Below are 23,973 nucleotides of genomic sequence, written 5' to 3'. Positions count from 1 at the left end.
TAATCTTACCTTTTCAGCCGGTATTTTTTAGCAACCGCAACTGCCCGCGGGGCTCTCATCCATGGCAACGAGTTCCCTGACGGTGAGACCGTGATGGAAGAACTCGTGCCGGTATTCAGCGACAATCAAGTATTCCGCCCCGGCCGGGAATGCGGATCTCCTCCGCGGGCAACACCCCGCCACGGAATGATGGCACCCGGCATTTTATCATGACAGAACGATATCATCATGTAACGCGGGAGATCTCAATGGGTGTTTTCCGGTACGAGAACAGATACGCGGCCCCGACCAAAGAGCAGAGGGAGCGGTATATGGCCGGTACGAGTGAAGAGCGCCACTTCGGCCCGGACGGAGAGATCATGCTCATCGAATACCGTGAAGCGGCATACCTCAAGGACGACATCGATGGGGTCCGGATCCTCTTCACCGGGTTCCGGGACAGGCAGAAGGCCCGCCAGGAAGCGGAACGTCGTGCTGGGCTTCACCAGCGGAAACAGCCGCAGAAGAATGTGGCCGCAGCCGGGAAGAAAGCAGGAGAAGAACCAAAGCCCGGTGAGAGTAAACCCGGCTGATCTCCGGGCAAAGATGCGAGGGATGCGATTTGAACGCATGAACCTCTGCAGGACCGGATCTTAAGTCCGGCGGAGTTGGCCGGCTTTCCTACCCTCGCATTAACCCTTATACCAATTATCACGACGAGGTCTTAAGTCCAGCGCCGTTGGCCGGCCTGGCTGCCCTCGCGCTCTACAGTATTGACCGGAGACTACAAAAAAAGATTGCAGCTCTTTCTTGACTCTTTGATTCTGTTTCAGGAGACAATTTCATCCGTTGCTAATTTCATCCGTTGCTATTGATATCATACAACCGAGGGTCTGGCATCCGATCAGGGCTCCCCGTCCCCACCCCAGGTTTTTCCGTACGATATCTCCGGGCGCTGCGGCCAGCGCCACCAGAGGTGCCTGGGCCGGAACCTCCACGTCCTGCCGCAGGGCCTGAACAATATGTTTAATGAGAATGCCGGGGTACTGAGTGTGAATAGTCACACCGTGTGATGTACCCATGAACAGATCTGAACTTTCCGGGTGGGTCGAACTCGACGGGCACCGGCTCACCCTTCCTGAAATTGAACACATTATCAGGGACCGCCCGTCCGATATCCTCAGGTTCGGGGGCGAGTTCTTCCTCTCCTGGGACGGGTGCCGTGCACGCGACCATCTCGGCATCATGCAGGGTGACTGCCGGAAAGGGACCATGATCTGCAATGGCGAGGTGAGGGGAGTCATCAAACCTGAAGTTCCTGATATGTCCCTTGATGCAGCAATCGTCACCGCGGTAAGCCTGCGTTCGGACGAGGGGGTGGTTGCGTTCTCGGGCGGCGTGGACTCGACGCTCGTCGCGTTCCTGGCACAACGCGAATGCGTTGCGGTCGGCGTCGGGGGCTCCCACGACCTCGTCCAGGCGCGGCGGGCTGCCGATATGCTCGGGCTCTCCTGCACGTTCGTTACGATAACCCAGGAAGAAATAGCAGCAGCACTTCCTGAGGTTGTCAGGACAATCCCGGACACGGACCCGGTCAATACCGGCATCGCGCTCACCCAGTACTTCATCGCACGCTGGGCCGGGGAACACGGTCACGAGCGCATCATCACGGGGCAGGGTGCCGACGAACTCTTCGGGGGATACTCCCGCTACCTGGAGACCACCACGCTCGAATCAGACCTGGCCCGGGACTTTGCCGGCCTCGGGCAGCAGGCGGCACGCGACCAGTCGGTCGCCGCCCTCCACGGCACGTACCTTTCCATGCCCTACCTTGACCTGCGGGTGGTGCGCGCTGCACAGCAGATCCCCGCAGAAGAAAAAGTGCAGCACGGCCGGCGTAAGATCCCGCTCAGGACGGTCGCAGAACGCTACATTTCCCGGGATCTCGCATGGAAAGAGAAGAAAGCGATGCAATACGGGAGCGGCGTATGGAGAGTGCTCCAGAAGCTTGCCAGTAAAAATGGATATAAATCGTCCGTGCAAGATTACATAGACCACATCATCAGGGTGGACCATGGTCACTGAAAAAGACGTACACCATATCGCGGAGCTGGCCGATGTCGGCATCAGCCCGGGCGAACTGGGCCCCTTTACTCACCAGTTCAACGCAATCCTCGAATATTTCGATATCCTCGACCGTGTCCAGGGGGATGCGGCGGTTACGCGCGATCTCTACAATATCATGCGCGAAGACGAGGTCGAGCCATCCCTCTCTCAGGAAGAGGTGCTGCGCAATGCACCGGCACAGGAAGAGGGGTTCATCAGGGCGCCGCGGGTGATGTAGTGAGTTCCGGCACGATCCTGTTCGAACCTGACGACCGGTACAACGCTTTCCTCACGGTATGTAACCACGCGCCTTACGGGAACGGGAAACTCTCCGGTATCGCGGTTGCGGTCAAAGACAATATCTCCACCCGTGGGATTGAAACCACCTGCGCCTCAAAGATCCTCAAAGGGTATGTCCCACCCTATGACGCCCGGGTTGTTGAACTCCTGAAAAGCTCCGGAGCCGCAATTGTGGGCAAAACCAACATGGACGAGTTCGGGATGGGGACAACGACCGAGAACTCGGCGTTCGGTCCCACTCTCAACCCCTGCGATACCGGCCGCGTTCCGGGGGGCTCCAGCGGCGGGAGCGCTGCGGCGATCGCGAGCGGCATGGTGCAAATGGCGCTCGGGACCGATACCGGGGGCTCGATCCGCTGCCCGGCTGCGTTCTGCGGTATCGTCGGCCTGAAGCCAAGTTACGGCCGGGTCTCGCGGTACGGCTTGATCGCGTACGCGAACTCGCTTGAACAGATCGGCCCCATGGGAAAGACCGTCAGCGATGTCTCGACCCTGATGGAAGTCATCGCTGGCTACGACCGGCATGACTCGACTTCCCACGACAAGCCCTATACCCACACGCCAAGAGCAGACATCAGGGGCCTGAAAATCGGCATCCCCCAGGAGTATTTTGGCGCCGGGGTCGACCCCGCCGTAGCGGCCGTGGTACGATCCGCCATCGCCAAACTGGAAGAACTCGGTGCAGCCAGCGTTCCCTGCAGCATCCCTTCTATGGAATACGCGCTGGCCGCCTATTACGTGACCTGCACCTGCGAGGCGAGTTCCAACCTCGCCCGGTTCGATGGCGTCCGGTACGGTCCTGCTGCGGACACGAAAAAGTCCTGGCACGATGCGTACCAGGAAGTGCGGGCCGCCGCGTTCGGCACCGAGGTGCGCCGGCGGATCATGCTCGGTACGTTTGCCCTGTCCAGCGGGTACTACGGGAAATATTATGCAAAGGCGCAGGTCGCCCGCGAGAACGTGAGAAAAGATTTTGAGCGCATCTTTTCAGAGGTGGACGTGATAGCAGGCCCGACCATGCCCACGGTCGCCTTCCGGCTGGGAGAGAAGAGCGACCCGCTCTCCATGTACCTCGCGGACATCCTCACCGTGCCGGCAAACCTTGCCGGCATCCCTTCCATCTCGGTTCCCTGCGGCAGGGCCGGGGGGATGCCGGTCGGTCTCCAGATTATGGGCAGGCAGTTTGAGGACGAGCGTGTCATCGATGTCGCATACGCATACGAGCAGGCGGTGAGCTGATATGGCTGAAGGAGACGTAATCGTCGGCCTGGAGGTCCACTGCCAGCTCGATACAAAGAGCAAGCTCTTCTGCGGCTGCTCGACCGATTACCGTGCCGATGGCCCCAATACCCACGTCTGCCCCATCTGCCTCGGCCTGCCCGGCGCGATGCCGGTCCTCAACAAGAGGGCGATCGCGTTCGCGATGCGGGTCGCAAAGGCCTTAAACTGTGCAGTGCTCGATGAATCCGAGTTCGCGCGGAAGAACTACTTCTACCCTGACCTCGACAAGGCGTACCAGATCACCCAGTACGACAAGCCGCTCGCGGAAGGGGGGTACCTTGAGATCGACAGCGACGAAGGCGGCGAGCGCCGCATCCGGATCACGCGCATCCACGTGGAGGAAGACCCGGGGAGGCTCGTGCACATGGGAAATACTGAACGGGGAAAATATTCGCTGGTGGACTACAACCGTTCCGGTATCCCCCTGATCGAGATCGTGAGCGAGCCGGACATGCGATCGCCAAAGGAGGCGCGGAAGTTCCTCAACAAGCTCCGCGCCACGCTCGAATACCTCAGCGTCTTTGATTCCGAGAAGGAGGGCTCGTTGCGGGTCGACGCCAACATCTCGATTCGGGGGAGCGAGCGCGTGGAAGTCAAGAACATCACATCCTACAAGGGCGTAGAAAAGGCGCTCACTTTCGAGATCACCCGCCAGAAGAACCTCCTCCGCCGCGGGCAGAAGGTAGAGCGGGAGACCCGGCACTTCCTCGAAGCGCGGGGCGTCACCCAGTCCGCCCGAAGCAAGGAGCTGGAGCACGACTACCGGTACTTCCCGGAACCCGACCTCCGACCGCTCCATGTCCGGTCGTGGCTGGACGGTATCGTCCTTCCGGAGCTGCCCGATGCGCGGAGGGAGCGGTTCATGGTACAGTACAGCTGCTCCCCGAGTCACGCACGGACGCTGACCGGCGAGCTCAGACTGGCAAACTTCTTTGAAGAAGTGGTTGCTGCCGATCCCAGAGGGCTCTCAGGCCTTGCCGCCACGTGGATCGCCGACACGCTGATCGGTGAGCTGAATTACCGGGACATGAGCCTTGATCCCGTCGACCCCGGGAGTTTCACCTGGCTGGTCCTTCTCCTGAAGCAGGGCACAATCACCGACAAGAGCGGGGTCGAGGTCCTGCGGGTCATGCTCGACCAGCGGCTCAGGAAAGAGGCATGTGAAACTCCTGAAGATATCGTCCGGCGCCTGAACCTTGCAAAGACTTCCGGGGATACCGGCGCCATCGCTTCAGCCATCCGGGAAGCGATAGAAGAGAACCCGAAGGCGATAGACGACTACCGGGCCGGAAAGGGCGGCGCGCTCAACTTCCTCGTGGGGCAGGTCATGAAAAAGACCCGGGGCAAAGCCGACCCGGGCGAACTGAACCGGATGCTCACCGAATCGCTGAAGGACCGGGAGGCGTAACTGCCGTGCACCTCATTGTTGCCGAAAAGAACATTTCAGCACGCCGCATTGCACAGATACTCAGCGAAGGAAAGAAAGTCACCGAGCACAGGGACGGCGGGGTGTCGACATACAGTTTCGGGGATACAACCACGGTCGGGCTCCGGGGGCACGTGGTGGAGATCGATTTCGAACCGGGGTACAAGAACTGGAGGAGCGAGCAGCATACCCCGCGGAGCCTGATCGATGCCAAGACCATCAAGATCCCGACCGAGAAGAAGATCGTCTCCCTCCTCCAGAAGCTGGCCAGGCAGGCGGACCGGGTCACGATCGCCACCGACTTCGATACCGAAGGGGAACTGATCGGCAAGGAAGCTTACGAACTCGTCCGGGCAGCCAGCAAGAACGTCGGGATCGACCGGGCCCGCTTCTCTGCTATCACTCCCGGTGAATTGAAACACGCGTTCTCCCATACAACCGAACTCGATTTTGCCCTTGCCGCAGCCGGGGAGGCGCGGCAGTCCATCGACCTGATGTGGGGGGCGTCCCTCACCCGGTTCATCTCCCTTGCTGCACGGAGGGGCGGCCAGAACATCCTCTCCGTGGGACGGGTGCAGAGCCCGACACTTGGCATGATCGTGGACCGGGAGAAAGAGATCGAGGCATTCGTCCCGGAAAAGTACTGGCAGGTGTCCTGCACGACCGAGAAGTACGCGGAGACCATCGAGGCAAGGCACACCAACGGCAGGTTCCACGAGAAGGAGGCGGCAGTTGCTGCCCGGGACCGGACAAAGGCCCCGCTCGTCGTAACGGATGTCAGGACCGGCACCAAGCAGGACCGGGCCCCGTCACCCTTTGACACGACGGCCTATATCGTTGCAGCAGCGCGGCTCGGGTTATCCGCGGCAAATGCGATGCGGATCGCCGAAGACCTGTACATGAACGGTTTCATCTCGTACCCGAGGACCGACAATACCGTATACCCGGATTCCCTGGATCTCGATGCGATCCTGAAGACCATTCGGAATTCATCCTTCCAGCAAGACGTGGAATGGGTGATGACACACCGGAGGGCAGTCCCGACCCGGGGCAAGAAGTCCTCCACGGACCACCCGCCTATCCACCCGACCGGCGGGGCAACCCGCGAGGCACTCGGAGAGGACGGGTTCCGGATCTACGAGCTTGTGCTCCGCCGGTTCCTCGCGACGCTCTCGCCCGATGCACAGTGGAAGACACTGAAGATCCTCTTCTCTGCAGGCGGCGAGGAATATACCACGACCGGGGGACAACTCCTCGAAACGGGCTGGCACAGGGTGTATCCGTTCAGCGAGGCAAAAGAAGTGGTCCTGCCCGCGTTCGAAACGGGCGAGCACCTCCCGGTGAAGAAAGTCACCCTTGATGAGAAGGAGACCCAGCCACCCGCACGCTACACGCAGAGCAAACTCATCCAGAGGATGGAAGAACTCGGTCTCGGGACAAAAAGCACCCGGCACGAGGTGATCGCAAAACTGGTCTCCCGGAAATATGTCGAGGGCAACCCCCTGCGCCCGACGCTGGTCGGCAGGGTAGTGACGGAATCGCTCGAGCAGCATGCCGATACGATCACCCGGCCAGGCATGACCCAGACGCTGGAAGCGCACATGCAGCAGATCAAGGAGAGCAAACGGACCCGGGAAGACGTGGTCAGGGAATCCCGGGAGATGCTCCACCATGCTTTCGACCAGCTCGAGGCGAACGAACAGGTGATCGGCGAGGATATACGGGGGAAGACGGCAGAAGAGATGAACCTGGGGAAGTGTCCCGCCTGCGGGGGAACCCTGGCTATCAAGCACCTCCGGGGCAACACCCAGTTCATCGGGTGTTCCCGGTACCCGGACTGCTCGTTCAACATCGGGCTCCCCGGGGCCCAGTGGGGATTTGCAGTCCGGACCGACGAAGTGTGCGAACAACACCATCTCAAGTATGTCCGGCTCGTCCGGAAGGGGGCCCGCCCGTGGGACATCGGCTGTCCGCTCTGTCACCATATCAAATCCAACCTCGAGTCGCTCGCCGAGATCCCGTCCATGGACGAATCCCTGGCAAAAAAGATCCAGTCCCACCATATCTATTCCGTGGCTGAACTGGCGCATAGCACGCCGGAGGTACTTGCAAAGAGACTGGAACTCGACAGCGGCCGGGCCAGCCTGCTTGTTCATGAAGCAGGGCGCGTGCTGGAAAGGCTGCGAAAGCGGTCAGAGTGCCGGAAGTTTATGCGCGATAACCTGATCCCAAGGAAAGGACGCAGCTATTCAAAAATCCTTTCTGCCCTCAAGGAATCCGGCATCTCCGAACTCTCCGGTCTCGCGAGGGTTGACATCGCAACACTCACGAGAGCGGGGATCGGGGAGAATGAGGCGGAGCAACTCCTCACCCGGGCTAAGACCACCTACCATGGCCAGGTGCTCAGGGAGATCGGTATCCCTGCCGTCAGCCTGAAAAAATATCTCGCTGCAGGGATCATCGATCCGGAAGCATTCTGTGTCCACTCCCCCGGGGCCCTGAGCGACCTGACCGGCATGTCGGCGAGCACGGTCCAGCGCCATGTTGAGCTTGTCTGCAGGCACCTCAGTAAACCGGTCCCGAAGAAGATCTCGAAAACCCAGATGGAACGTGGCAAAAAGGAACTCCTGGCAATCAAAGGTCTTGGAGAACCCGTCCTTGAAAAACTCCTCCGTGCCGATATCACGGACGCGGATACCCTGCTCTCTGCAGATGCCGCAAAACTCGCTGCCAGGTCCGGGATTCCCGAACAGAAAATTCTCGATTACCAGAAGAGTATCCGGAAAAGAAAGGAGACTGCAGTGATCCAGCTCTGAAGGGAAGATCCTATCTTTTCATGGCGAGTTCGATAGCGACACGGAGATCCTTATCGTCGAACGGTTTGTTAATAAAACCATCCGGGCGGGTTGCCTTTGCCCGTTCAAGCGTGGGGCCATCCGAGTGCGAGGTGACATAAATCACGGGAATATTGAACCCTTTTTTGATCAGTTTTGCAGTTTCAATCCCGTCAATATCCCCTTTAAGGTTGATATCCATCAGTACGAGATCCGGCTTGCTTTTCCCGACCAGTTCCATGGCCTCGGCGCCGGTCCTGGCCCTGCCGGACACCTCATACCCAAGATTTTTCAGGCGCCATTCTTCAACCCGTGCAATGATATCATCGTCTTCGACGATGAGTACTGATTCACCTGCCATTTATATACCATTCCTTATACCATGATGTTGTCATTTCACGTAATATCTTTACCCATCCCGGCAGCCTAACGGACAAACCGGAACGTACCGCGGGGGATATGGATCTCAAACCGGGCACCTTTCCCGTACACACCGTTCTCCACAATCGTTATTCCGGTTATCGCCAGAATCTCCCGTGTCAGGAACAGGCCCATGCCGGTATTTCTGCCCACACCCCGTTCAAAGATCTGTCTCTTCTGTTCCGAGGGTATTCCCGCTCCGTCATCTTCACACGTTAAGGACAATCCCTTGTCCGAGATCTGGAAATAAAACGTTATAGTGGTGGCTTTTTCACCGTACCGTATTGCATTGTCCACGAGATTATAGAACACTTTTTCGAGAAGGGGGTCTGCATATATTTCAGTTTTTTCAAGGTCGATGATAAACTGGAGCCCGGATTTTTCGAAGTTCACCAGAATTCGCTGTATTACATCAGTTACGTTCTGCCAGAGGGGCAGCTGGACACCCACTTCCTGGTATTCTTTCGTGAAACTTATCTGCCACTGGATCACCCGGGTCAGTTCCCTGATGTCCTCGAGCAGCTGATCCCTCTCTTCCGGTGTGGTTGTGGCGTTTGCGATATCCACACAACCCAGGAGCCCGGTAATGGTGTTGAGGATATCATGGCGGGTAATATTATTCATCAGGTTGAGTTTCTTATTGGCAAGCTCGATTGCATCCTTCGCCCGCGTCTGTTCGGTTACATCCCGCAGCACTCCGTATATTCCGACGGGTTTTCCGGACTGATCGAGCCGCAGGGTACCTTTTTCATCAAACCAGGTAACATTTCCCCATTTATCGAAAACCCTGAACGTGGAATGGAACTGGGCACCATTTTCGAGATCACGGGCCAGATCCTGGTCAACCCGATCGATATCTTCGGGATGGATAAAATTACGAATCGGTTTTCCGATTATCTCATCTTCAAGAAAACCATAGATATTGGCCTGCGGTGAGATATACGTGCAAATGCCAGCCATGTCCAGCGAGTAGATGATATCAGCAGAATTTTCGGCAAGCGCGCGGTATTTTTCCTCGTTCTCTGCGAGCTTCCGTTCAATCTGTTTCCGGTAGGTATTGTCGATAAACGTTTCGAGCAGGCAGGGTTTGCCATGAAGCATCAGCGGAACAACGTATTTTATGACCGAGATCTCCCTGCCGTCCGGTGTCAGAAGGGTTCGCTCAGCATTATCCACGGCCTGGTTCAGATCGGTGATCGGGCACCTTCCCGCTTCTGCCGGGCAGATTACCTCGTGGCATAGCTGGTTGATAACGGCATCTCTTCCGGTGCCCATCATCTCAAGAGCCGCCGGGTTTACATCAATGACCCTGTGGGTTTTTGTATCAATGACAAAGATACCGACACGGATAGACCTTATCAGTGCCCGAAGGTATTCTTCACTCTCGGTGAGCGCCTCCTCAAGCCTGATCCGTTCTGAGATATCAAGAACAATACCCCGGAACCCGGTAATCCTGCCTTCACGGTATATGAGTGACGTATACACGATAGCCCGCATCAGGTTGCCGTCAAATTGCTTTAAGGTGTAGATCTCCCCGGGAGATTTGCCTCCCGATATCACGGTAGAAAGTCCATGCTGCATCATCTCGATATTGTCCGGAGATAAATAATCTCGTATATTTATTCCTTTCAGGATTTTTTGCTCGGTAATCCCGAATCGTTCAACGCCGGCCTTATTGACGTACTTGAGGTTCCCGGCTGTGTCCATCTCAAAGACAATCAGCGGCAGCAGTTCCGCAAGCTCCCGGAACCTGCCTTCGCTCGCCTGGAGCCCTTTCTGCGTCGTTTCAAGGGTATCCAGCATGTGGTTGATCTCCACGGCAAGCCCTGTGAACTCGTCATTCCCGTCTATGACCATCCGCCTGGATATGTCCTCATCCCTTCCGATTGTATACACCTGCAGGCTCAGGGAACTGACCCGCGAGAGGACAAGGCGGTCGAGGAGGAGGAGGACGATGATCCCGAACAGGAGACCGGACCCGAGCACGATGAGAATATAATAAAGGGTCATGGTAACTCCCTGCTGGTAAATGTCGCGGGGTTGGACTACCTGAAGAACGAACGCGTCATTCCCGTAAATATTCCGGATGAGTGTGTAGCCAGCTACGGTTGTATAATCCAGCGGGACGACGGTACCTGTGCCCTCTGCTGCATCATCCTTTATCTGTGACAACAATGAGGGTGAAAGGACAGGATCGCCGACAGAGAGTACCCTGACTGACAGACTGGCAGGACTTCCAAGACCCGCCAGTTCGTTTTCATGGAGGTACCTTCCCACAATCACGACACCATCCGGGGTCCCGGAAAAATCCGAGTGGATGACCGGCTGCGATGCAACAAGAAGGGGATTTTTGTCCACAACCAGGATCCCGGTCACTGAATGGTGAGGATCGGTCATATTCATGAGGGGGTTTCCGGGACTCAGCTGCTGCCGGAACGATTCAGGGACAGCAACTATCAGATGGTTCGCCTGATCATAGGCACCGGCGTACACGACATCGCCATCCCGGTTGGTGATGGCGATTACGTCCAGCCTGAGAGTGTGATAGGTTTCCGGGACGAGGTTTGTCCGGATATAATCCGGTTCGTTCCCCATAACAAAATTGTAGGTGTCATTCCATGGACCCCAGCCGGATGTGATAGCAGAAAGCGATGCAAATTCGGTGTTCAGGTTCCCTGCAACCTGGCCGGTTTCCTGGATGACATACTTGTGCTCAAGTGAGCTGTCGCTTGAAAGAGAAATAGCTGACACAAAGATGCTGATAAGCGAGATGACAAGGATGAGCAGTACCACCAGGATCAGACTGGTTTTTTCCTGAAGTTTCATGAATATCGTACTGGTATGTTCCCGATTACGGTTATTTTCATATAAAGTGTTCCATTGGTTGTCCGGAACCGATGAACTGCTGCAATTGATTCAAGACACTCTCGTGCAGGCAGGGTGCGATCACCGGGCAGGATACCGGTTTATGGGGATGGAACGCCAAGAGGTACTGTGATTATGATGAAATGGAAAGACTGGGTGCATGTGACCAAACTCGATCCTGACAAGCAGCTGAAGCCCGGGGATATTGATGCTATTGCCGCGAGCGGTACCGATGCCCTGATGCTCTCGGGAACACTCAATGTCACGCAGGAGAACCTCTCCGCACTCCAGAAACAGGTAGGTGCCTATGACCTTCCGCTCGTCATGGAGCCTGCGGGACCGGATGCCGTGCTGATGCAGGGGATCGATTTTGTTTTTGTCCCGAGTGTCATGAACACTACTGATGTGCAATGGATCGTCGGCAAGCACCGGGCGTGGGTGCAGATGCAGAAAGGCAAAATCCCGTGGGACTTCATCGTACCGGAAGCTTATATCGTCCTGAACCCGGACTCATCGGTCGGCCGTGTGACCAAGGCAATGTGCAGTCTCAAAGCGGAGGAGGTCGCTGCCTTTGCGAGCGTCGCGGATCACTATTTCCATTTCCCTGTTGTGTATATCGAATACAGCGGTATCTACGGAGATCCGGCCGTTGTAAAAGCCGTATCCGAGGCCCTTGACAAGTCGGTGCTGTACTATGGCGGCGGGATCAACTCTGCGGAGAAAGCAGCGCAGATGAGCAGGTATGCCGACACGATTGTCGTCGGCAATGCCGTATACGACCAGGGAGCAGCCGTCCTGAAAGCGACGGTCGACGCAGTCCAGTAATTTTTTTTATGCCCGTCATTGACATCGTCCTCGTTGCCCCTATCTACGAAGGCAACGTGGGCTTTGCCGCACGCGTGATGAAAAATTTCGGGTTCCTGCGGCTCGTGCTCATCGATCCATGCCCGCTTGGTGAGGAGGCAAAGGCCCGGGCCAGCCATGCGCAGGACGTGCTGAGGAATGCAGAGGTCTGCACCATCGAAGACGTCTTCGCCCGGAGCAACATCGTGGTCGCGACCACCGGGACCGTGAGCAAATCGGTCTGCCATTCCATGCGGATGCCATTCTACTCGCCAAAAGAACTCCGCGGGCGGATCACGGATACCGACGGGCGCATCTCGATCCTCTTCGGGCGCGAGAACTGGGGGCTTAACAACGAGGAGGTCAAACGCAGCGACATGATCTGCACCATCCCGACTGTCGAGGAGTACCCGATCCTCAACCTCTCTCATGCCGTTGGGGTCGTCTGCTACGAGCTGGCCGATCTCCCGCTCCCGTCCTATGCGCTCGCTTCCCCTGCCGAGATGGGTTACCTCTACCGCCACATCGACCGGTATCTCGACACCATCCATCACCCGGCATTCAAGCGGGAGAACACGATGGTCCTCATCCGCAGGATCCTCGGGAGGGCGAACCTCACGATCCGGGAGGCCAGCACCCTGCACGGGCTGCTCCGCAGGAGCGAGTGGCACATCGATCCGTCGAGTCTCGACCGGGATATCAGCGGGAAGGCCGGGCAGGAAGAGGAGGAGGAGTGATTAGTCCTTGCCTCTTGGAAATCTTTCGGGGTTTATTTATTGTCAACCATTTGAAGATGTTATGAGGGTGACCCCCTCTCTCACGTCGAAGAACTCTGATGAGTTCTTCTTATCCTCGAGGTCCTGTTGAACCTCTTCGGAAATCGAAGAACCTTCCGGTTCTTCTCCAGCCTGCTCTTCCCTTCGGGAACAGCGGTCTCCCCTGTGGTGGAGGCAACGCAAGGAGAGCATCCCCTTGAATCTCTGAGAGGTCTTCAGACCTCGAAGAGGAGAAGGGAGGCAAGAGCCGACCTTCGACCCGTCCATTATTCCCCTTGTTTTTTCGAGAATTTCCTGCCAACCTTCTGAGTGACTATCGCAATTTGGGGGATGCCCTAGCGGCGGGGAATTAATCGTCGCATCAGCGAGGATTAATTGGAGAAGAATTCATCAGAATTCTTCGACTGCGGAGAGTCGAAGAACCCGGGTTCTTCTCTAGCCTGCCCTTCCCTTCGGGAAGAGCAGTCTCCCCCAAGAGCGTCAGAATATTGATCTGCCAGGCGCGCTCTACTTCCCCGTACCGTAGTGATTGTTCCGGAACCGGATGAGCCCGTCGCAGAACTCCCCCAGGTACTCTTCCATGGAGAGGCTGCCCTCCTGGAACGCGCACTCCTCCTCCTCGATGATCCGGTTGATCAGGTCCCGGCTTGGAAGGAGGAGATCGATATCGACCCCTGCTTCCCTTGATCCGCGTACCAGAGCCTCGCGGAAGAGCCCGATGCAGTACGCGATGCGGTACGTGTAGGTCTGCCGGGTCTTTTCGAGATAGCCCGCAACCCGTTCAGTCTCGATCCTGAGGAAGTCCTCCTTTACCGATTCATGCTGGCATTTCCCGAGCATATACTTGTAATGGGCATACGGGTACATCTCCTCGAGCTCGGCGGGGACGATCCCGCACGTCCCGAAAACGACGATATGGTATTGTGACGGTTCGAGGACCTGCGATATGATCATCCGGATCAGCTGGTGGCTCGGGCTCTGGCTGTAGGGTTTCCGGACCGCACAGGGAAGAAAAATGGCAATATCCCGGGGGCCGATGTCATACTTATCGATAATGTACCGGTACGACTCCTCGAATTCCGGGAGGTAGAAAGGGGGGCCGGTCAGGAACGGCCGCGTGGCTTTCTCCGGGGCCTCAGGTCTGCGCTCGCCCATGGTTATTCCATATCAGCTGGTCTATGCATCACATGAAGTATCCGGTCGTTCAAACAAAAGGCCGATGGGATTGCCGGGCGTCCATGGCTTTGGCTTTCATCCGGAGTTGTGTCGTACACCCGGGTATAAAAATCCGGATTTACTGTTCTGTTCTGTCTGCCCTGCCAAGGTGCCCGTGCCACCGGTCGAGCAGTGACGCGATTGACTGGCTCAAGGGTGAATATCCTGGTAATCGGGAGTAATTTCCGTTACCGTTTTTCCGTGCGGGAAGACATTTTCCGCGAGGTTGAAAAAACTTTCCCGGACCATGCATAGCGGTGCCTTTTCCCTGCCGGAATGATTCGGAAGTGTGTGACCCTGCCGGTCACCTTCATCCGGTATGGATCGCATTGCTGCGGGCTGAGGGTGCGTCAGGCTTTTTCTTTCGGATCTTTCAGGTACTGCATGACCCGGTGAATAACAACCGGGTTCCTCGGCAGGCTGATGTGGCAGTACTGGTCGGGAGAAGGCATGGGGCGGGACGAAGAGGGACCTGCAGGAAGGATTTCGGGGGCAATCCCGGGAAGAACCGATTCGCTGTTTGGCACTATCCCGTCACCATCGAACGTCAACCGGTATTCCCCGTTTTCCGCCCGAACCCATGTCTTCCCGTCAAACCAGGGGAAAAAATCAGGGTGCCGCCCGGGGTTTGCGGTCGCGATAATCCGGTAGCGGATGTCGCTCCGGGTCCCGGCAGAACGGAGGCCCTTCATGAACGGGCTTTCCGGTCGCACATCCTGCACAATCCTGTCTGCTGACGGCTCAAATCCCGGCGGGACGAACGTACCGGCAAGACTACGGATGATGGCCGGACCGTGGTGCGGGTCATGGAACAGTTCGGCAAGTGCTGACCCGTCATTGGGCGGGCCGATCCCGATCAGCTGGCGGACCCGCTCGTGTTGTGCCGCGCCATCCATCACCTCGAGAAGGTACCGGGCTGCACAGGTGCCGACCGAATGGCAGACGATATCGATCTCCCCGTCGTACCCGCCCGTATCCCTGACAGACGAGATATACTGCTCCAGTGCGCGGGCAATCTGCGGCAGGGTGGAACCGTGCATCCCCGAATGGTCGAAGCGGGAGAATGGGATCGATGCCGATTCAAGCAGCGGTACGAGCCGGTTCCAGACCCCGGGGTGGCTGTTCCACCCGTGGACGAGGACAACTGGTACGGGATGCTGGTCCATTCCAGGGATATTGGTGGTTCCGGACGAAAGGTTGAACGGTAGTACCCCTGCATGCCCGTTCCCTGATGATCGGTATGGTTTGTTTCAGCATGACCGTATGGTCATTATCTCGTGAGCACTTTTTTTACCCGGAATCGCCTTTAAAGGTACAGGATATCTATGGCAATTGACTGGTACAATGAATTCGTCAACCTGAATTACGAGCCGGAAAAGAACGAACTCATCTGCCTCTACTATTTTGAACCCGCTGCAGGGATCAGCGGCAGGGAAGCAGCCGGGCGGATCGCGTCCGAGAGTTCGACCGGGACATGGACCACCCTCTTTACCATGCCGCCCCGGATGAAAGCCCTGCAGGCTACGGCGTTTGACATCGAAGGAAACGTGGTAATGATCGCATACCCGCTGGACCTCTGGGAAGAGGGGAATGCGGTGCAGCTCCTGAGCGGGATCGCAGGGAACATCTTCGGCATGAAGGCCCTGAAGAACCTGCGGCTGATCGATGTCTCGCTCCCGTCTGCCTACACAAAACACTTCAAGGGGCCGCACTTCGGCAACGACGGGATCCGGAAGATGATGGGAATCACCGGCCGGCCGTTCACCGGCGCGGTGCCCAAGCCCAAGATCGGGTTCTCGGCACGGGAGCACGCAAAGATCGGGTACGAGACCTGGATGGGCGGTTTTGATTTTGTCAAGGACGATGAAAACCTGACCTCCACCTCGTTCAACCGGTTCGATGACCGGGTTGAGCACATGACGAAACTACGGGATGTTGCCGAGAAAGAGACCGGGGAGAAAAAGTCCGCGTTCCTCAATATCACCGCTGATGTGGAGACAATGAAGAAACGGGCTGACATGCTTGCAGAGAACGGCTGGAACTACGCGATGATTGACGTTGTCGTTGCCGGTACTGCAGCAGTCATGACGATGCGTGACTACTGTTCCGATCTCGGCCTCGCTATCCACGCGCACCGCGCGATGCATGCCACGTTCGACCGCAACCGGAAGCATGGGATAACCATGCAGTTCCTTGCAAAGCTCATGCGCCTCGTCGGTGTCTCCCAGATCCATACTGGCACCGCTGTCGGGAAGCTGACCGGCTCCCGGCGGGAATCCATTGCGCTTGCCGACCTCCTGCGCGAGAAGAAGACTGCAGCCGTTGAAGGTATGCTGCTTGAGCAGGACTGGGGGAAGATCAAGAGCGCCTTCCCGGTCTCTTCCGGGGGATTGCATCCCGGGCTTGTTCCGGATGTGCTTGATATTTATGGTACGGAGATGGTCCTGCTCGTCTCAGGTGGCATCCACGGCCACCCGAAAGGAACCCGGGCAGGGGCAACGGCAACCATGCAGGCGATCGAGGCCTGGCAGGAAGGTGTTACTCTTGAAGAGAAGGCGAAGAATGCAAAAGAACTCAAAGAAGCTCTCGGTAAGTGGGGTCACTACAAGCCGGTGTGAGGTGCGGAAGTTTCCTATTTTTTTACAAATTTTTTTGTAAAATAAATTTATTTGTATTTTCTATCCGCGTTTCATTATGAAGGGCCCCCCCTGCTCCGCAGTATCAGTCGTCGCCACTGCGAGGACTGATTCGAGAAGGTGAAACCTTCGAGTCGTTTTGCGCGTGGGGCATCGCAATGAAATAAAAAAATTTGTAAAAAAAATTTCAAGCTGCCCTGTTCTTTCTCAAAATTTTTTTTAGGCCCCGCGACAAAACTTTTTTTAAAATTTTTTGCGCTGAAATTTTTTCGGAAAAACTATCCTTCGAAGAACTCTGATGAGTTGGAGTGGTTCATCAGAACCTCGATAACGAGAAGGGTGGCATCAGCCGACCTTCGAGTTCTTCTTGTGGCTCGGGTCCGACAACCCTCACCATTTCAAAAAAAATCCGGAAATTTTTCTCTAACTTTTTCCCGGAATTTTTCCGGCCCGGATAAAAAAAATCCGGACCCGCAACCGCAAATCCGGTAGAGACCATCCTTCGAAGAACTCTGATAAGTTCTTCTCCTCTTCGTGGTTCTGATGAACCACTCAGACCCGGAAACCACCCTCCGGAACCCCCCCGGAATGGGACTTTGAAACCTCCCGAATCCGGGCCCTCAACGGTCTCCGTTTCCCGGAAAAATCCAAACGGAGCCCAAACTGAACCCCGTCTGGCATCCGACAACCCCCTGTTTGGTGCGATCCTTCTGGAGGATTTTCATAAACAGGGGGTCCGGAAGATCTTCCCGGACCGGCACCGTCCGGTACGGGAGTACTAACCCAGAAAACCCCGCAAAATGCCCGGTTTGCCAATCCGGCCATTTTCAAAAAACCCCAAAATGGGCCCGGATTCTATTGGAGCTCAAATCGGGCAGGAATCCAGAAAAGGGACTAATATTCGGATTTTTATAAAATGGGTTTCCAGCCCTGAATCAGAGGGCTCTGGACTGAATGGCGGACGAGCAAAAAAGATGCCCGCCAAACGCTTCCGTGAGGCTCCGGAGGGCATTATATGCGGTTCATTTTGCGGGTATTCTGGCAATCGGGGCACGGTATGGGGGACGTTCTCCGTCGGGGTGGGGGGCTTTCCGACGTAGACGATGGAGAGGTGGATACGGGGGGAGGGACCCAGCGCGGTTCCGGGAGTAGGACTAAGATCCCATTCCCTCGTTCTCACTATTTTTCCGGGCCCGGCACATTCCCTGCAGACGAGCCCCGCTGCAATTTTTTGAAAAAACAAAAACGTGCCGTAACCTTCATTATCCACCCACCCCACCGGACTGTATGCATGATATTGTGAGCAGCAAAAAGATGGAGAACGGCATTGTCGTTTTCTGGGACGAGAAAGGCGAGAAGAAGTACGAGTCGTTTAATTACTCAGAGCTCATCGACATGAAGATCAATGCGCTCGACCTGCTCGACCGCCCGAAATCCTACAAAGTCGACGAGTCAGCACACGTGCTTGCTTCTAAGAAATAATTCGCTATTTTCTCCCTGGGACTAAAGCCCTGTTTTGTGTTTACCTCGCAAAACATATAAGCGTATAAGCAAATACTTATACAGAATCCCATGGACCGCTGCGAAAAGCCTGAAAAAAGTCCGGAACTCTGCGGGATCGTCCCGCAGATGGCCGGGACCTTCAAGGTGCTGGGCGATCTCACCCGGCTCCAGATCATCTACCTGCTCTCAACCGACACGAGCGGGACGCTCGGTGTCTCCGAACTTGCGGCCCGGCTCGGTATCTCGCAGCCGGCGGTATCGCAGCACCTGAAGACGCTGAAAGGTGAGGGGCTCGTCGAGTCCCGCCGGGAAGGGTTCTACATCTATTATACCGTCAACCGCGACCGGATGGTGGAGTTCCGGGAACATTTCGAGCTGATGCACGCGACCGTGATGGCGAACTGCAACCGGGAGATGCTCCGGAGGACAAAACGCGACCGTGCCATCAGGGCCTGTGTGATCTTCTATTCGTACTCCGGTATCACCCGGCGCGTTGCCGAAGGTATCAGGAATGCCAGCGGGTGTGAGCTCATCGAGGTCCGGACAAAGAAACCGTACACCTCGTTTACCGCCTACACGACCGGCGTCCTGCGATCCCGGAAGATGGCCTGCGACCCGATCGAGCCGGCCGAGATCGATGTCTCGGGCTACGATTTTCTGATCGTAGGGACTCCGGTCTGGGCGTGGAAGCCGTCGCCTGCCATCAATGCCGCAGTTCAGGCCCTTCGCGGCTGCGAGGGCAAGACAGCCTTGATCTTCACGACCTGCTCCAACCATCCCGGCGAGGCCCTCCCGATCCTCAGGAAAGCGCTGGCGGAACGCGGGGTCCGGATCGTCACAGAGATCTCCCTGGATGCTGAGGATACGAAGAACCCGGATGCGGGGGGCGAACTCCTCCGGCAGATCATTGCGGCGAATCCTCTCATAGGTACGGAAGATGGAACAATACGGGATAACAAAGAGAAGAACACGACGTGAAATCATGAAAACAAGTATTATTTACCACTCATATTCCGGGGTTACCCGGGGGATTGCAGAACAGATCCAGAAAGCCTGCGGCGGGAACCTCACAGAAGTGAAGTCACGGGAGTACTCTTCCCGGCTCACTGCGTACACGATAGGGTGTTACCGTGCCATGAAGGGTCTTTGCGATACGATTGAACCTGAAACCATTGATGTCTCTTCATCTGATCTGATCGTTATCGGCACGCCGGTCTGGGCCGGGAGAGCGACCCCTGCGATCAACGCGGCGGTTGCTGCTCTTAAAGGCTGCGATGGGAAAAAAGCGGTGATCTATGCAACCTGCGGCGGAAAAGAACGGGAGACGATTCCGATCTTAAAAAAAGCCCTTGAGGCAAAAGGCGTGACCGTTGCCGGGGAATTCGTGTTCGATAAAACCGGTGTGAAAGACCCGAACCGGATCAACGGGATGGTTACCCTGGTAAAATCGATGGGAAGTACTTCATGAAGACCATCATGTACTATTTCAGCGGTACCGGCAATTCCCTTGCTGCGGCAAAAAAGATCGGGAGCATACTCGGAGATACGGAACTTGTTCCCATCGCATCGCTTCAGAATTCCGAAGGCCCGGTCGTTCCGGCTGCGGACCGGGTCGGGATCGTCTGCCCGGTGTATTTTTCAGGCCTGCCGGTGATGGTGGCCTCGTTTGCCGGAAGTCTCGACCTTTCGCGCTCGCAGTATACCTTCTCCGTGGTCACTCTCGGGGGTTCCGGAGGATCGTCTGCATTGCGGCAGCTCGACTGCATTCTCAAGAAGCGGCTGAACCGCGGGCTGGACGCGGGATTCATGGTAAAAATGCCCGGCAATTACATTCTTCTGTACGATTCCCCGGCAGGAAAAAAACGGGAGACACTTCTCGCGATAGCCGATGCGCAGATCGCGGATGTCGCGGAGACTGTCAGTCGTTGTGAGATACGGAAATTACCCTCCTCAGTTCTTGCGCACCTGCTGCATACCCTGATATATCCCCGGTTCGCAACCCATGTCCATGATGATGACCGGAAATTCTCTGTCAATGACAACTGCACGTCATGCGGGACCTGTGCAGCCATCTGCCCGGCAGAAAATATCGAACTTGTTGACGGAAGGCCGGTCTGGAAACACCACTGCGAGCTCTGTTGTGGGTGCATCCATCTCTGTCCGGCGGAGGCGATCCAAGCCGGTTCCCGTACCAGGACACGACAGCGGTACCGGAACCCGTCAGTCAGCATCAAGGAATTGAGCGAGAAGCGGTAAGTATGGGACGGTACCTGCACCCTGTTCTATTCCTGTATCCACGGGTTCCCGGAAGGGACGATTTGGACCGGGGGCAGGACGACTGCGGGAGAACGAAATTACCACCACTCGGATGTTCATGTCATGGACATGATCATGCGATAATTCAGGGATAATCACATGACACTTCGTACCATGCCAGTGGGACCGGAAGCCGTACAAAAGGATCTGGACTATCGCCGGGTATTTGATACGGCGATTGCAGACACCCTTCGTCAGGCGCGAAAGATCATCACCGGCAGCCCGGCGCTTCTTGTCACCGGGACAAAGATCCTCTATCACCAGAAAAAAGCCGCGCGCCTTCGCCGTGCCTTTGAAGATCAGGGCATTCTTATCCCGCCGGTTATGATCGCGAGCATCACCTCGCGGTGTAACCTCGCCTGTTCCGGTTGCTACATGAAGGCAAAACACCACTACAGTCCTGATATGACCCCGGAGCAGCTCCGGGCTGTCGTAGCCGATGCCGCCCGCCTCGGCATATCGATCATCGTTATTGCCGGTGGCGAGCCCCTCCTGCGGAAAGACGAGATCCTGAGTCTTGCCGGCTTATTCCCGCAGGTCCTGTTCCCGGTTTTTACCAACGGACTCAAGATCGATGAACATGCAGCCGATGAGATTGCCGGCCTGCGGAATATTGTCCCGGTCATCAGTTTCGAAGGGTTCCGTGACGATACCGATGCCCGGCGGGGAGGTGGAGTCTATGACCGTCTGCAGCACACGTGTTCCATCCTCAAAAGCCGGAACGTCTTTTTCGGGTGTTCGGTCACCACTTCCCGGGCAAATTTCGGGAACGTTATGGATGAGGCGTTTATCCGGCATATGATTGATGGCGGTGCAAGGGTGTTCACCTTCGTCGAGTACGTGCCCATGGAGCCTGGCACGGAAGACCTTGTCCTTTTACCGGAACAGAAGAAGATGCTGAACGCTGCACTTTCTTCGTTCAACCGGAAATTTGCGGCTCTTTTCATCGGATTTCCCGGTGATGAGGAAACGTACGGGGGATGCCTTGCCGCGGGCCGGGGTTTCATCCACGTCAGCCCTTCCGGGGATCTCGAGCCCTGCCCTGCGGCGCCGTTCTCGGATGCGAATCTTACCTGGGTGCCGCTGAAGCGGGCTCTCTTGTCCCCGCTGCTCTCCCGGATCCGGGATGAACACGGACTGCTCACGGAAACGACCGGTGGGTGCGCTCTCCGGGCGAACAGGGCGTGGGTGCAGGAGTTGATGGACCGGAAATAATTTTTCAGCCGGACAAACCCCACAAAATTTTTTACGATTATTTTAAAAAGATTTCCGGAAAATGTTCATTCCTTCGTCAATATTCATGCCACATCCCGATCCCTTTTAATATCCCCATACAAGATCCTAAGAACCGTGACAGGATTCCAGCTCACCTCCCCGTTTGCACCGGCCGGTTCACAACCGGAAGCAATACGGCAGTTAACCGAAGGACTCGATTCGGGCGAGCAGTGCCAGACACTTCTTGGTGTCACCGGCTCCGGCAAGACGTTCACCATGGCAAACGTGATCGTGGCAGCGGACAAACCCACGCTCGTCCTTGCCCACAACAAGACGCTTGCGGCCCAGCTCTACCAGGAGTTCTGCGACTTTTTCCCCCACAACCGTGTCGAGTACTTCGTCTCCTACTATGATTACTACCAGCCGGAGTCCTACATACCGGCAAAGGACCAGTACATCGAGAAAGACTCCGCCATCAATCCCAAGATCGAGATGCTCCGGCTCTCCGCCACTGCCTCGCTCTCCTACCGCCGCGATGTGATCGTGGTCGCCTCGGTCTCCTGCATCTACGGCCTTGGCAACCCGGAAAATTTCCGGAACATGGGGTTCGAACTCGCTGTCGGCCAGAAGATTGGCCGCAGCGGGATCCTGAGCCGGCTCCTCGAGATCCAGTTCGAGCGGAACGATATCGATCTGGCCCCGGGGCGGTTCAGGGTCAAAGGGGACACCATCGACATCGTACCCGGCTACTTCAACGACATCATCCGGGTCGAGCTTTTCGGTGACGAGATCGAGCGCATCCGGGAGGTGGACAAGAATACCGGTGCAAAAAAAGAGGAGATGAAGTATTTCTACGTCTACCCCGCCCGGCACTTTGTCACCCCGGAGAGCACCCGCAGAACGGCGATAGAATCGATCCGGAAGGAACTCGACGAAGTATTGCCAACACTCGGGATGATCGAGGCCCACCGGCTCGAGCAGCGGACCCGGTTCGATATCGAGATGATCGAGGAGACCGGCTCCTGCAAGGGGATAGAGAACTATTCCCGGCATTTCGATGGCAGGAAAGCGGGCGAGAAACCCTACTGCCTGCTCGATTACTTCCCGGACGACTTCCTGTTGATCATCGATGAGAGCCACCAGATGATCCCGCAGCTGCACGGCATGTATAACGGCGACCGCTCGCGGAAAAAAGCACTCGTGGATTACGGTTTCCGGCTCCCGAGTGCGTACGACAACCGTCCCCTGAGGTTCCATGAGTTTGAGCAGTACATGGGAAACGTTGTCTTCGTGTCTGCAACCCCGGGTGACTATGAACTGAAAAAATCCTCGAGGCTCGTCGAGCAGATTATCCGCCCGACAGGTCTTGTGGACCCGGGTGTGGAGGTACGTCCTATCGAGGGTCAGACCGGGGACGTGATACGGGAAGTCCGGGCAACCGTTGCGCGGGGAGACCGCGTCCTCATCACCACGCTCACCAAGAAACTCGCAGAGGAATTGTCTGAGTTCCTTGCGGAGCAGGGGATCAGGACCCGCTACCTCCACTCGGAGATCCAGACCCTCGAGCGCAGCGAGATCATCCGCGAGCTCCGTCTCGGGAAATTCGACGTGCTGGTAGGGATCAACCTGTTGAGGGAAGGACTTGACATCCCCGAAGTCGGGTTTATCGGTATCCTGGATGCCGACAAGGAAGGGTTTCTCCGCGATGCCCGGAGCCTGATCCAGATCATCGGCAGGGCAGCCCGGAACGTGAATGCGAACGTCGTGCTGTACGCTGATACGATGACCGATTCGATGAAACGCGCGATCGCCGAGACGAAGCGCCGCCGGGACATGCAGGTCGCCTTCAACAGAGAGCACAACATCATCCCGCAGACCATCGTCAAACCGGTCAAGGAAAAAGAAGTCGATATCAGGGATACCCGGCACGTGCCGAGAAAGGAGATCCCGAACGTCGTCATCGAGCTCGAAAAGCAGATGCGGGACGCTGCGGAGAATCTCGACTTCGAGCGGGCAATCGCCCTCCGGGACCAGGTCAGGAAACTGAACGAGCGGATGAGCCAGGCAACCCGGCATCATGCAGAGAGATGACCGGAAAAGCGGGGCAGGGTTTTTTAAGCGGTTTGGGTAACAATCTGGGCCGGTTATTTTGATTCTATAGAAATCATCGGAACAAAGGTTTGACGCTCTTGGGGGCTACGGCAATCGTTGCCTCCGCCCCCGCCGCTAGGGCATCCCCCATAATATGATAGTCACTC

Annotated in this window: 20 protein-coding genes and 1 tRNA gene; 15 read left to right on the top strand and 6 right to left on the bottom strand. The window is 56.6% G+C overall.

The window, feature by feature from the left end:
• Positions 1–209 precede the first annotated feature (209 nt).
• Positions 210–572, top strand: coding sequence for a hypothetical protein (locus ABSB80_RS07745; RefSeq protein ID WP_428369770.1), 363 nt, complete (start codon positions 210–212; stop codon positions 570–572).
• 14 nt (positions 573–586) lie between these two features.
• Here ABSB80_RS07745 and ABSB80_RS07740 read toward each other — a convergent pair.
• Positions 587–670 (bottom strand) — tRNA-Leu (locus ABSB80_RS07740).
• A gap of 389 nt (positions 671–1,059) precedes the next feature.
• On the opposite strand from ABSB80_RS07740, the gene ABSB80_RS07735 reads away from it, so the two are divergent.
• Genes ABSB80_RS07735 through ABSB80_RS07715 form a run of 5 tightly spaced genes read left to right on the top strand, consistent with a single transcriptional unit; the run spans position 1,060 to position 7,908 of the window.
• On the top strand, positions 1,060–2,064 hold the full coding sequence (locus ABSB80_RS07735; RefSeq protein ID WP_428369769.1) for an asparagine synthase-related protein: 1,005 nt from the start codon (positions 1,060–1,062) through the stop codon (positions 2,062–2,064).
• The gene (gene gatC, locus ABSB80_RS07730) at positions 2,054–2,323 is read left to right on the top strand and encodes an Asp-tRNA(Asn)/Glu-tRNA(Gln) amidotransferase subunit GatC (protein ID WP_428369768.1); all 270 of its coding nucleotides are present in this window, start codon (positions 2,054–2,056) and stop codon (positions 2,321–2,323) included. The genes ABSB80_RS07735 and gatC overlap by 11 nt, the downstream gene beginning before the upstream one ends.
• Entirely contained in the window at positions 2,323–3,624 is a 1,302-nt protein-coding gene (gatA, locus tag ABSB80_RS07725) for an Asp-tRNA(Asn)/Glu-tRNA(Gln) amidotransferase subunit GatA (protein ID WP_428369767.1), read from the top strand. The genes gatC and gatA overlap by 1 nt, the downstream gene beginning before the upstream one ends.
• 1 nt (position 3,625) lies before the next feature.
• Positions 3,626–5,074 carry an Asp-tRNA(Asn)/Glu-tRNA(Gln) amidotransferase subunit GatB gene (gene gatB, locus ABSB80_RS07720; RefSeq protein ID WP_428369766.1) on the top strand — a complete coding sequence of 483 codons (1,449 nt, stop codon included), beginning with the start codon at positions 3,626–3,628 and terminating at the stop codon, positions 5,072–5,074.
• Between the two features lie 5 nt (positions 5,075–5,079).
• Positions 5,080–7,908 carry a DNA topoisomerase I gene (locus tag ABSB80_RS07715; protein WP_428369765.1) on the top strand — a complete coding sequence of 943 codons (2,829 nt, stop codon included), beginning with the start codon at positions 5,080–5,082 and terminating at the stop codon, positions 7,906–7,908.
• 10 nt (positions 7,909–7,918) lie between these two features.
• On the opposite strand, the gene ABSB80_RS07710 is transcribed toward ABSB80_RS07715, so the two are convergent.
• Entirely contained in the window at positions 7,919–8,287 is a 369-nt protein-coding gene (locus tag ABSB80_RS07710; protein ID WP_428369764.1) for a response regulator, read from the bottom strand.
• 65 nt (positions 8,288–8,352) lie between these two features.
• The gene (locus ABSB80_RS07705; protein WP_428369763.1) at positions 8,353–11,172 is read right to left on the bottom strand and encodes a PAS domain S-box protein; all 2,820 of its coding nucleotides are present in this window, start codon (positions 11,170–11,172) and stop codon (positions 8,353–8,355) included.
• 177 nt (positions 11,173–11,349) lie between these two features.
• On the opposite strand from ABSB80_RS07705, the gene ABSB80_RS07700 reads away from it, so the two are divergent.
• Entirely contained in the window at positions 11,350–12,036 is a 687-nt protein-coding gene (locus ABSB80_RS07700) for a phosphoglycerol geranylgeranyltransferase (RefSeq protein ID WP_428369808.1), read from the top strand.
• Positions 12,037–12,044: 8 nt separating this feature from the next.
• The gene (locus ABSB80_RS07695) at positions 12,045–12,791 is read left to right on the top strand and encodes an RNA methyltransferase (RefSeq protein ID WP_428369762.1); all 747 of its coding nucleotides are present in this window, start codon (positions 12,045–12,047) and stop codon (positions 12,789–12,791) included.
• Between the two features lie 42 nt (positions 12,792–12,833).
• On the opposite strand, the gene ABSB80_RS07690 is transcribed toward ABSB80_RS07695, so the two are convergent.
• The 3 genes from ABSB80_RS07690 to ABSB80_RS07680 all read right to left on the bottom strand — a co-directional run bounded on the left by ABSB80_RS07690 (position 12,834) and on the right by ABSB80_RS07680 (position 15,211).
• Entirely contained in the window at positions 12,834–13,097 is a 264-nt protein-coding gene (locus ABSB80_RS07690) for a hypothetical protein (RefSeq protein ID WP_428369761.1), read from the bottom strand.
• 240 nt (positions 13,098–13,337) lie between these two features.
• On the bottom strand, positions 13,338–13,985 hold the full coding sequence (locus tag ABSB80_RS07685) for a DUF5591 domain-containing protein (RefSeq protein WP_428369760.1): 648 nt from the start codon (positions 13,983–13,985) through the stop codon (positions 13,338–13,340).
• A gap of 410 nt (positions 13,986–14,395) precedes the next feature.
• Positions 14,396–15,211, bottom strand: a complete 816-nt coding sequence (locus tag ABSB80_RS07680) for an esterase/lipase family protein (protein ID WP_428369759.1) — start codon at positions 15,209–15,211, stop codon at positions 14,396–14,398.
• Between the two features lie 159 nt (positions 15,212–15,370).
• Here ABSB80_RS07680 and rbcL point away from each other — a divergent pair, with 159 nt between their 5' ends.
• The 7 genes from rbcL (at position 15,371) to uvrB (ending at position 23,806) form a co-directional block, all read left to right on the top strand.
• On the top strand, positions 15,371–16,663 hold the full coding sequence (gene rbcL / locus ABSB80_RS07675; RefSeq protein WP_428369758.1) for a type III ribulose-bisphosphate carboxylase: 1,293 nt from the start codon (positions 15,371–15,373) through the stop codon (positions 16,661–16,663).
• Positions 16,664–17,968: 1,305 nt separating this feature from the next.
• The gene (locus ABSB80_RS07670) at positions 17,969–18,163 is read left to right on the top strand and encodes a hypothetical protein (RefSeq protein ID WP_428369757.1); all 195 of its coding nucleotides are present in this window, start codon (positions 17,969–17,971) and stop codon (positions 18,161–18,163) included.
• Positions 18,164–18,253: 90 nt separating this feature from the next.
• On the top strand, positions 18,254–19,162 hold the full coding sequence (locus ABSB80_RS07665; protein ID WP_428369756.1) for a metalloregulator ArsR/SmtB family transcription factor: 909 nt from the start codon (positions 18,254–18,256) through the stop codon (positions 19,160–19,162).
• Positions 19,163–19,166: 4 nt separating this feature from the next.
• A complete protein-coding gene (locus ABSB80_RS07660) occupies positions 19,167–19,652 on the top strand; it encodes a flavodoxin family protein (RefSeq protein ID WP_428369755.1) in 486 nt (161 codons plus the stop codon).
• Positions 19,649–20,440, top strand: a complete 792-nt coding sequence (locus ABSB80_RS07655; RefSeq protein ID WP_428369754.1) for an EFR1 family ferrodoxin — start codon at positions 19,649–19,651, stop codon at positions 20,438–20,440. Before ABSB80_RS07660 ends, ABSB80_RS07655 begins: the two co-directional genes overlap by 4 nt.
• A 159-nt stretch (positions 20,441–20,599) precedes the next feature.
• On the top strand, positions 20,600–21,715 hold the full coding sequence (locus ABSB80_RS07650) for a radical SAM/SPASM domain-containing protein (protein ID WP_428369753.1): 1,116 nt from the start codon (positions 20,600–20,602) through the stop codon (positions 21,713–21,715).
• A gap of 135 nt (positions 21,716–21,850) precedes the next feature.
• The gene (gene uvrB / locus ABSB80_RS07645; protein ID WP_428369752.1) at positions 21,851–23,806 is read left to right on the top strand and encodes an excinuclease ABC subunit UvrB; all 1,956 of its coding nucleotides are present in this window, start codon (positions 21,851–21,853) and stop codon (positions 23,804–23,806) included.
• The last annotated feature ends 167 nt before the right edge of the window (positions 23,807–23,973 follow it).

This window comes from Methanoregula sp., assembly GCF_050010295.1.
In the GTDB taxonomy this organism is placed as follows: Archaea; Halobacteriota; Methanomicrobia; order Methanomicrobiales; family Methanospirillaceae; genus Methanoregula.
The sequence above is the reverse complement of the archived record's forward strand: the minus strand, read 5'-3'. Positions and strand labels throughout refer to the sequence as shown.

Bases quoted from the DNA above. Each gene is read 5' to 3' on its own strand.
- ABSB80_RS07700 (WP_428369808.1), top strand. From the start codon at position 11,350: ATGAAATGGAAAGACTGGGTGCATGTGACCAAACTCGATCCTGACAAG.
- ABSB80_RS07695 (WP_428369762.1), top strand. From the start codon at position 12,045: ATGCCCGTCATTGACATCGTCCTCGTTGCCCCTATCTACGAAGGCAAC.
- rbcL (WP_428369758.1), top strand. From the start codon at position 15,371: ATGGCAATTGACTGGTACAATGAATTCGTCAACCTGAATTACGAGCCG.
- ABSB80_RS07705 (WP_428369763.1), bottom strand. From the start codon at position 11,172: ATGAAACTTCAGGAAAAAACCAGTCTGATCCTGGTGGTACTGCTCATC.
- ABSB80_RS07680 (WP_428369759.1), bottom strand. From the start codon at position 15,211: ATGGACCAGCATCCCGTACCAGTTGTCCTCGTCCACGGGTGGAACAGC.
- ABSB80_RS07710 (WP_428369764.1), bottom strand. From the start codon at position 8,287: ATGGCAGGTGAATCAGTACTCATCGTCGAAGACGATGATATCATTGCA.
- gatB (WP_428369766.1), top strand. From the start codon at position 3,626: ATGGCTGAAGGAGACGTAATCGTCGGCCTGGAGGTCCACTGCCAGCTC.
- ABSB80_RS07650 (WP_428369753.1), top strand. From the start codon at position 20,600: ATGACACTTCGTACCATGCCAGTGGGACCGGAAGCCGTACAAAAGGAT.
- ABSB80_RS07660 (WP_428369755.1), top strand. From the start codon at position 19,167: ATGAAAACAAGTATTATTTACCACTCATATTCCGGGGTTACCCGGGGG.
- ABSB80_RS07745 (WP_428369770.1), top strand. From the start codon at position 210: ATGACAGAACGATATCATCATGTAACGCGGGAGATCTCAATGGGTGTT.
- ABSB80_RS07685 (WP_428369760.1), bottom strand. From the start codon at position 13,985: ATGGGCGAGCGCAGACCTGAGGCCCCGGAGAAAGCCACGCGGCCGTTC.
- ABSB80_RS07655 (WP_428369754.1), top strand. From the start codon at position 19,649: ATGAAGACCATCATGTACTATTTCAGCGGTACCGGCAATTCCCTTGCT.
- ABSB80_RS07735 (WP_428369769.1), top strand. From the start codon at position 1,060: ATGAACAGATCTGAACTTTCCGGGTGGGTCGAACTCGACGGGCACCGG.
- ABSB80_RS07670 (WP_428369757.1), top strand. From the start codon at position 17,969: ATGCATGATATTGTGAGCAGCAAAAAGATGGAGAACGGCATTGTCGTT.
- ABSB80_RS07665 (WP_428369756.1), top strand. From the start codon at position 18,254: ATGGACCGCTGCGAAAAGCCTGAAAAAAGTCCGGAACTCTGCGGGATC.
- ABSB80_RS07690 (WP_428369761.1), bottom strand. From the start codon at position 13,097: ATGGACGGGTCGAAGGTCGGCTCTTGCCTCCCTTCTCCTCTTCGAGGT.
- gatC (WP_428369768.1), top strand. From the start codon at position 2,054: ATGGTCACTGAAAAAGACGTACACCATATCGCGGAGCTGGCCGATGTC.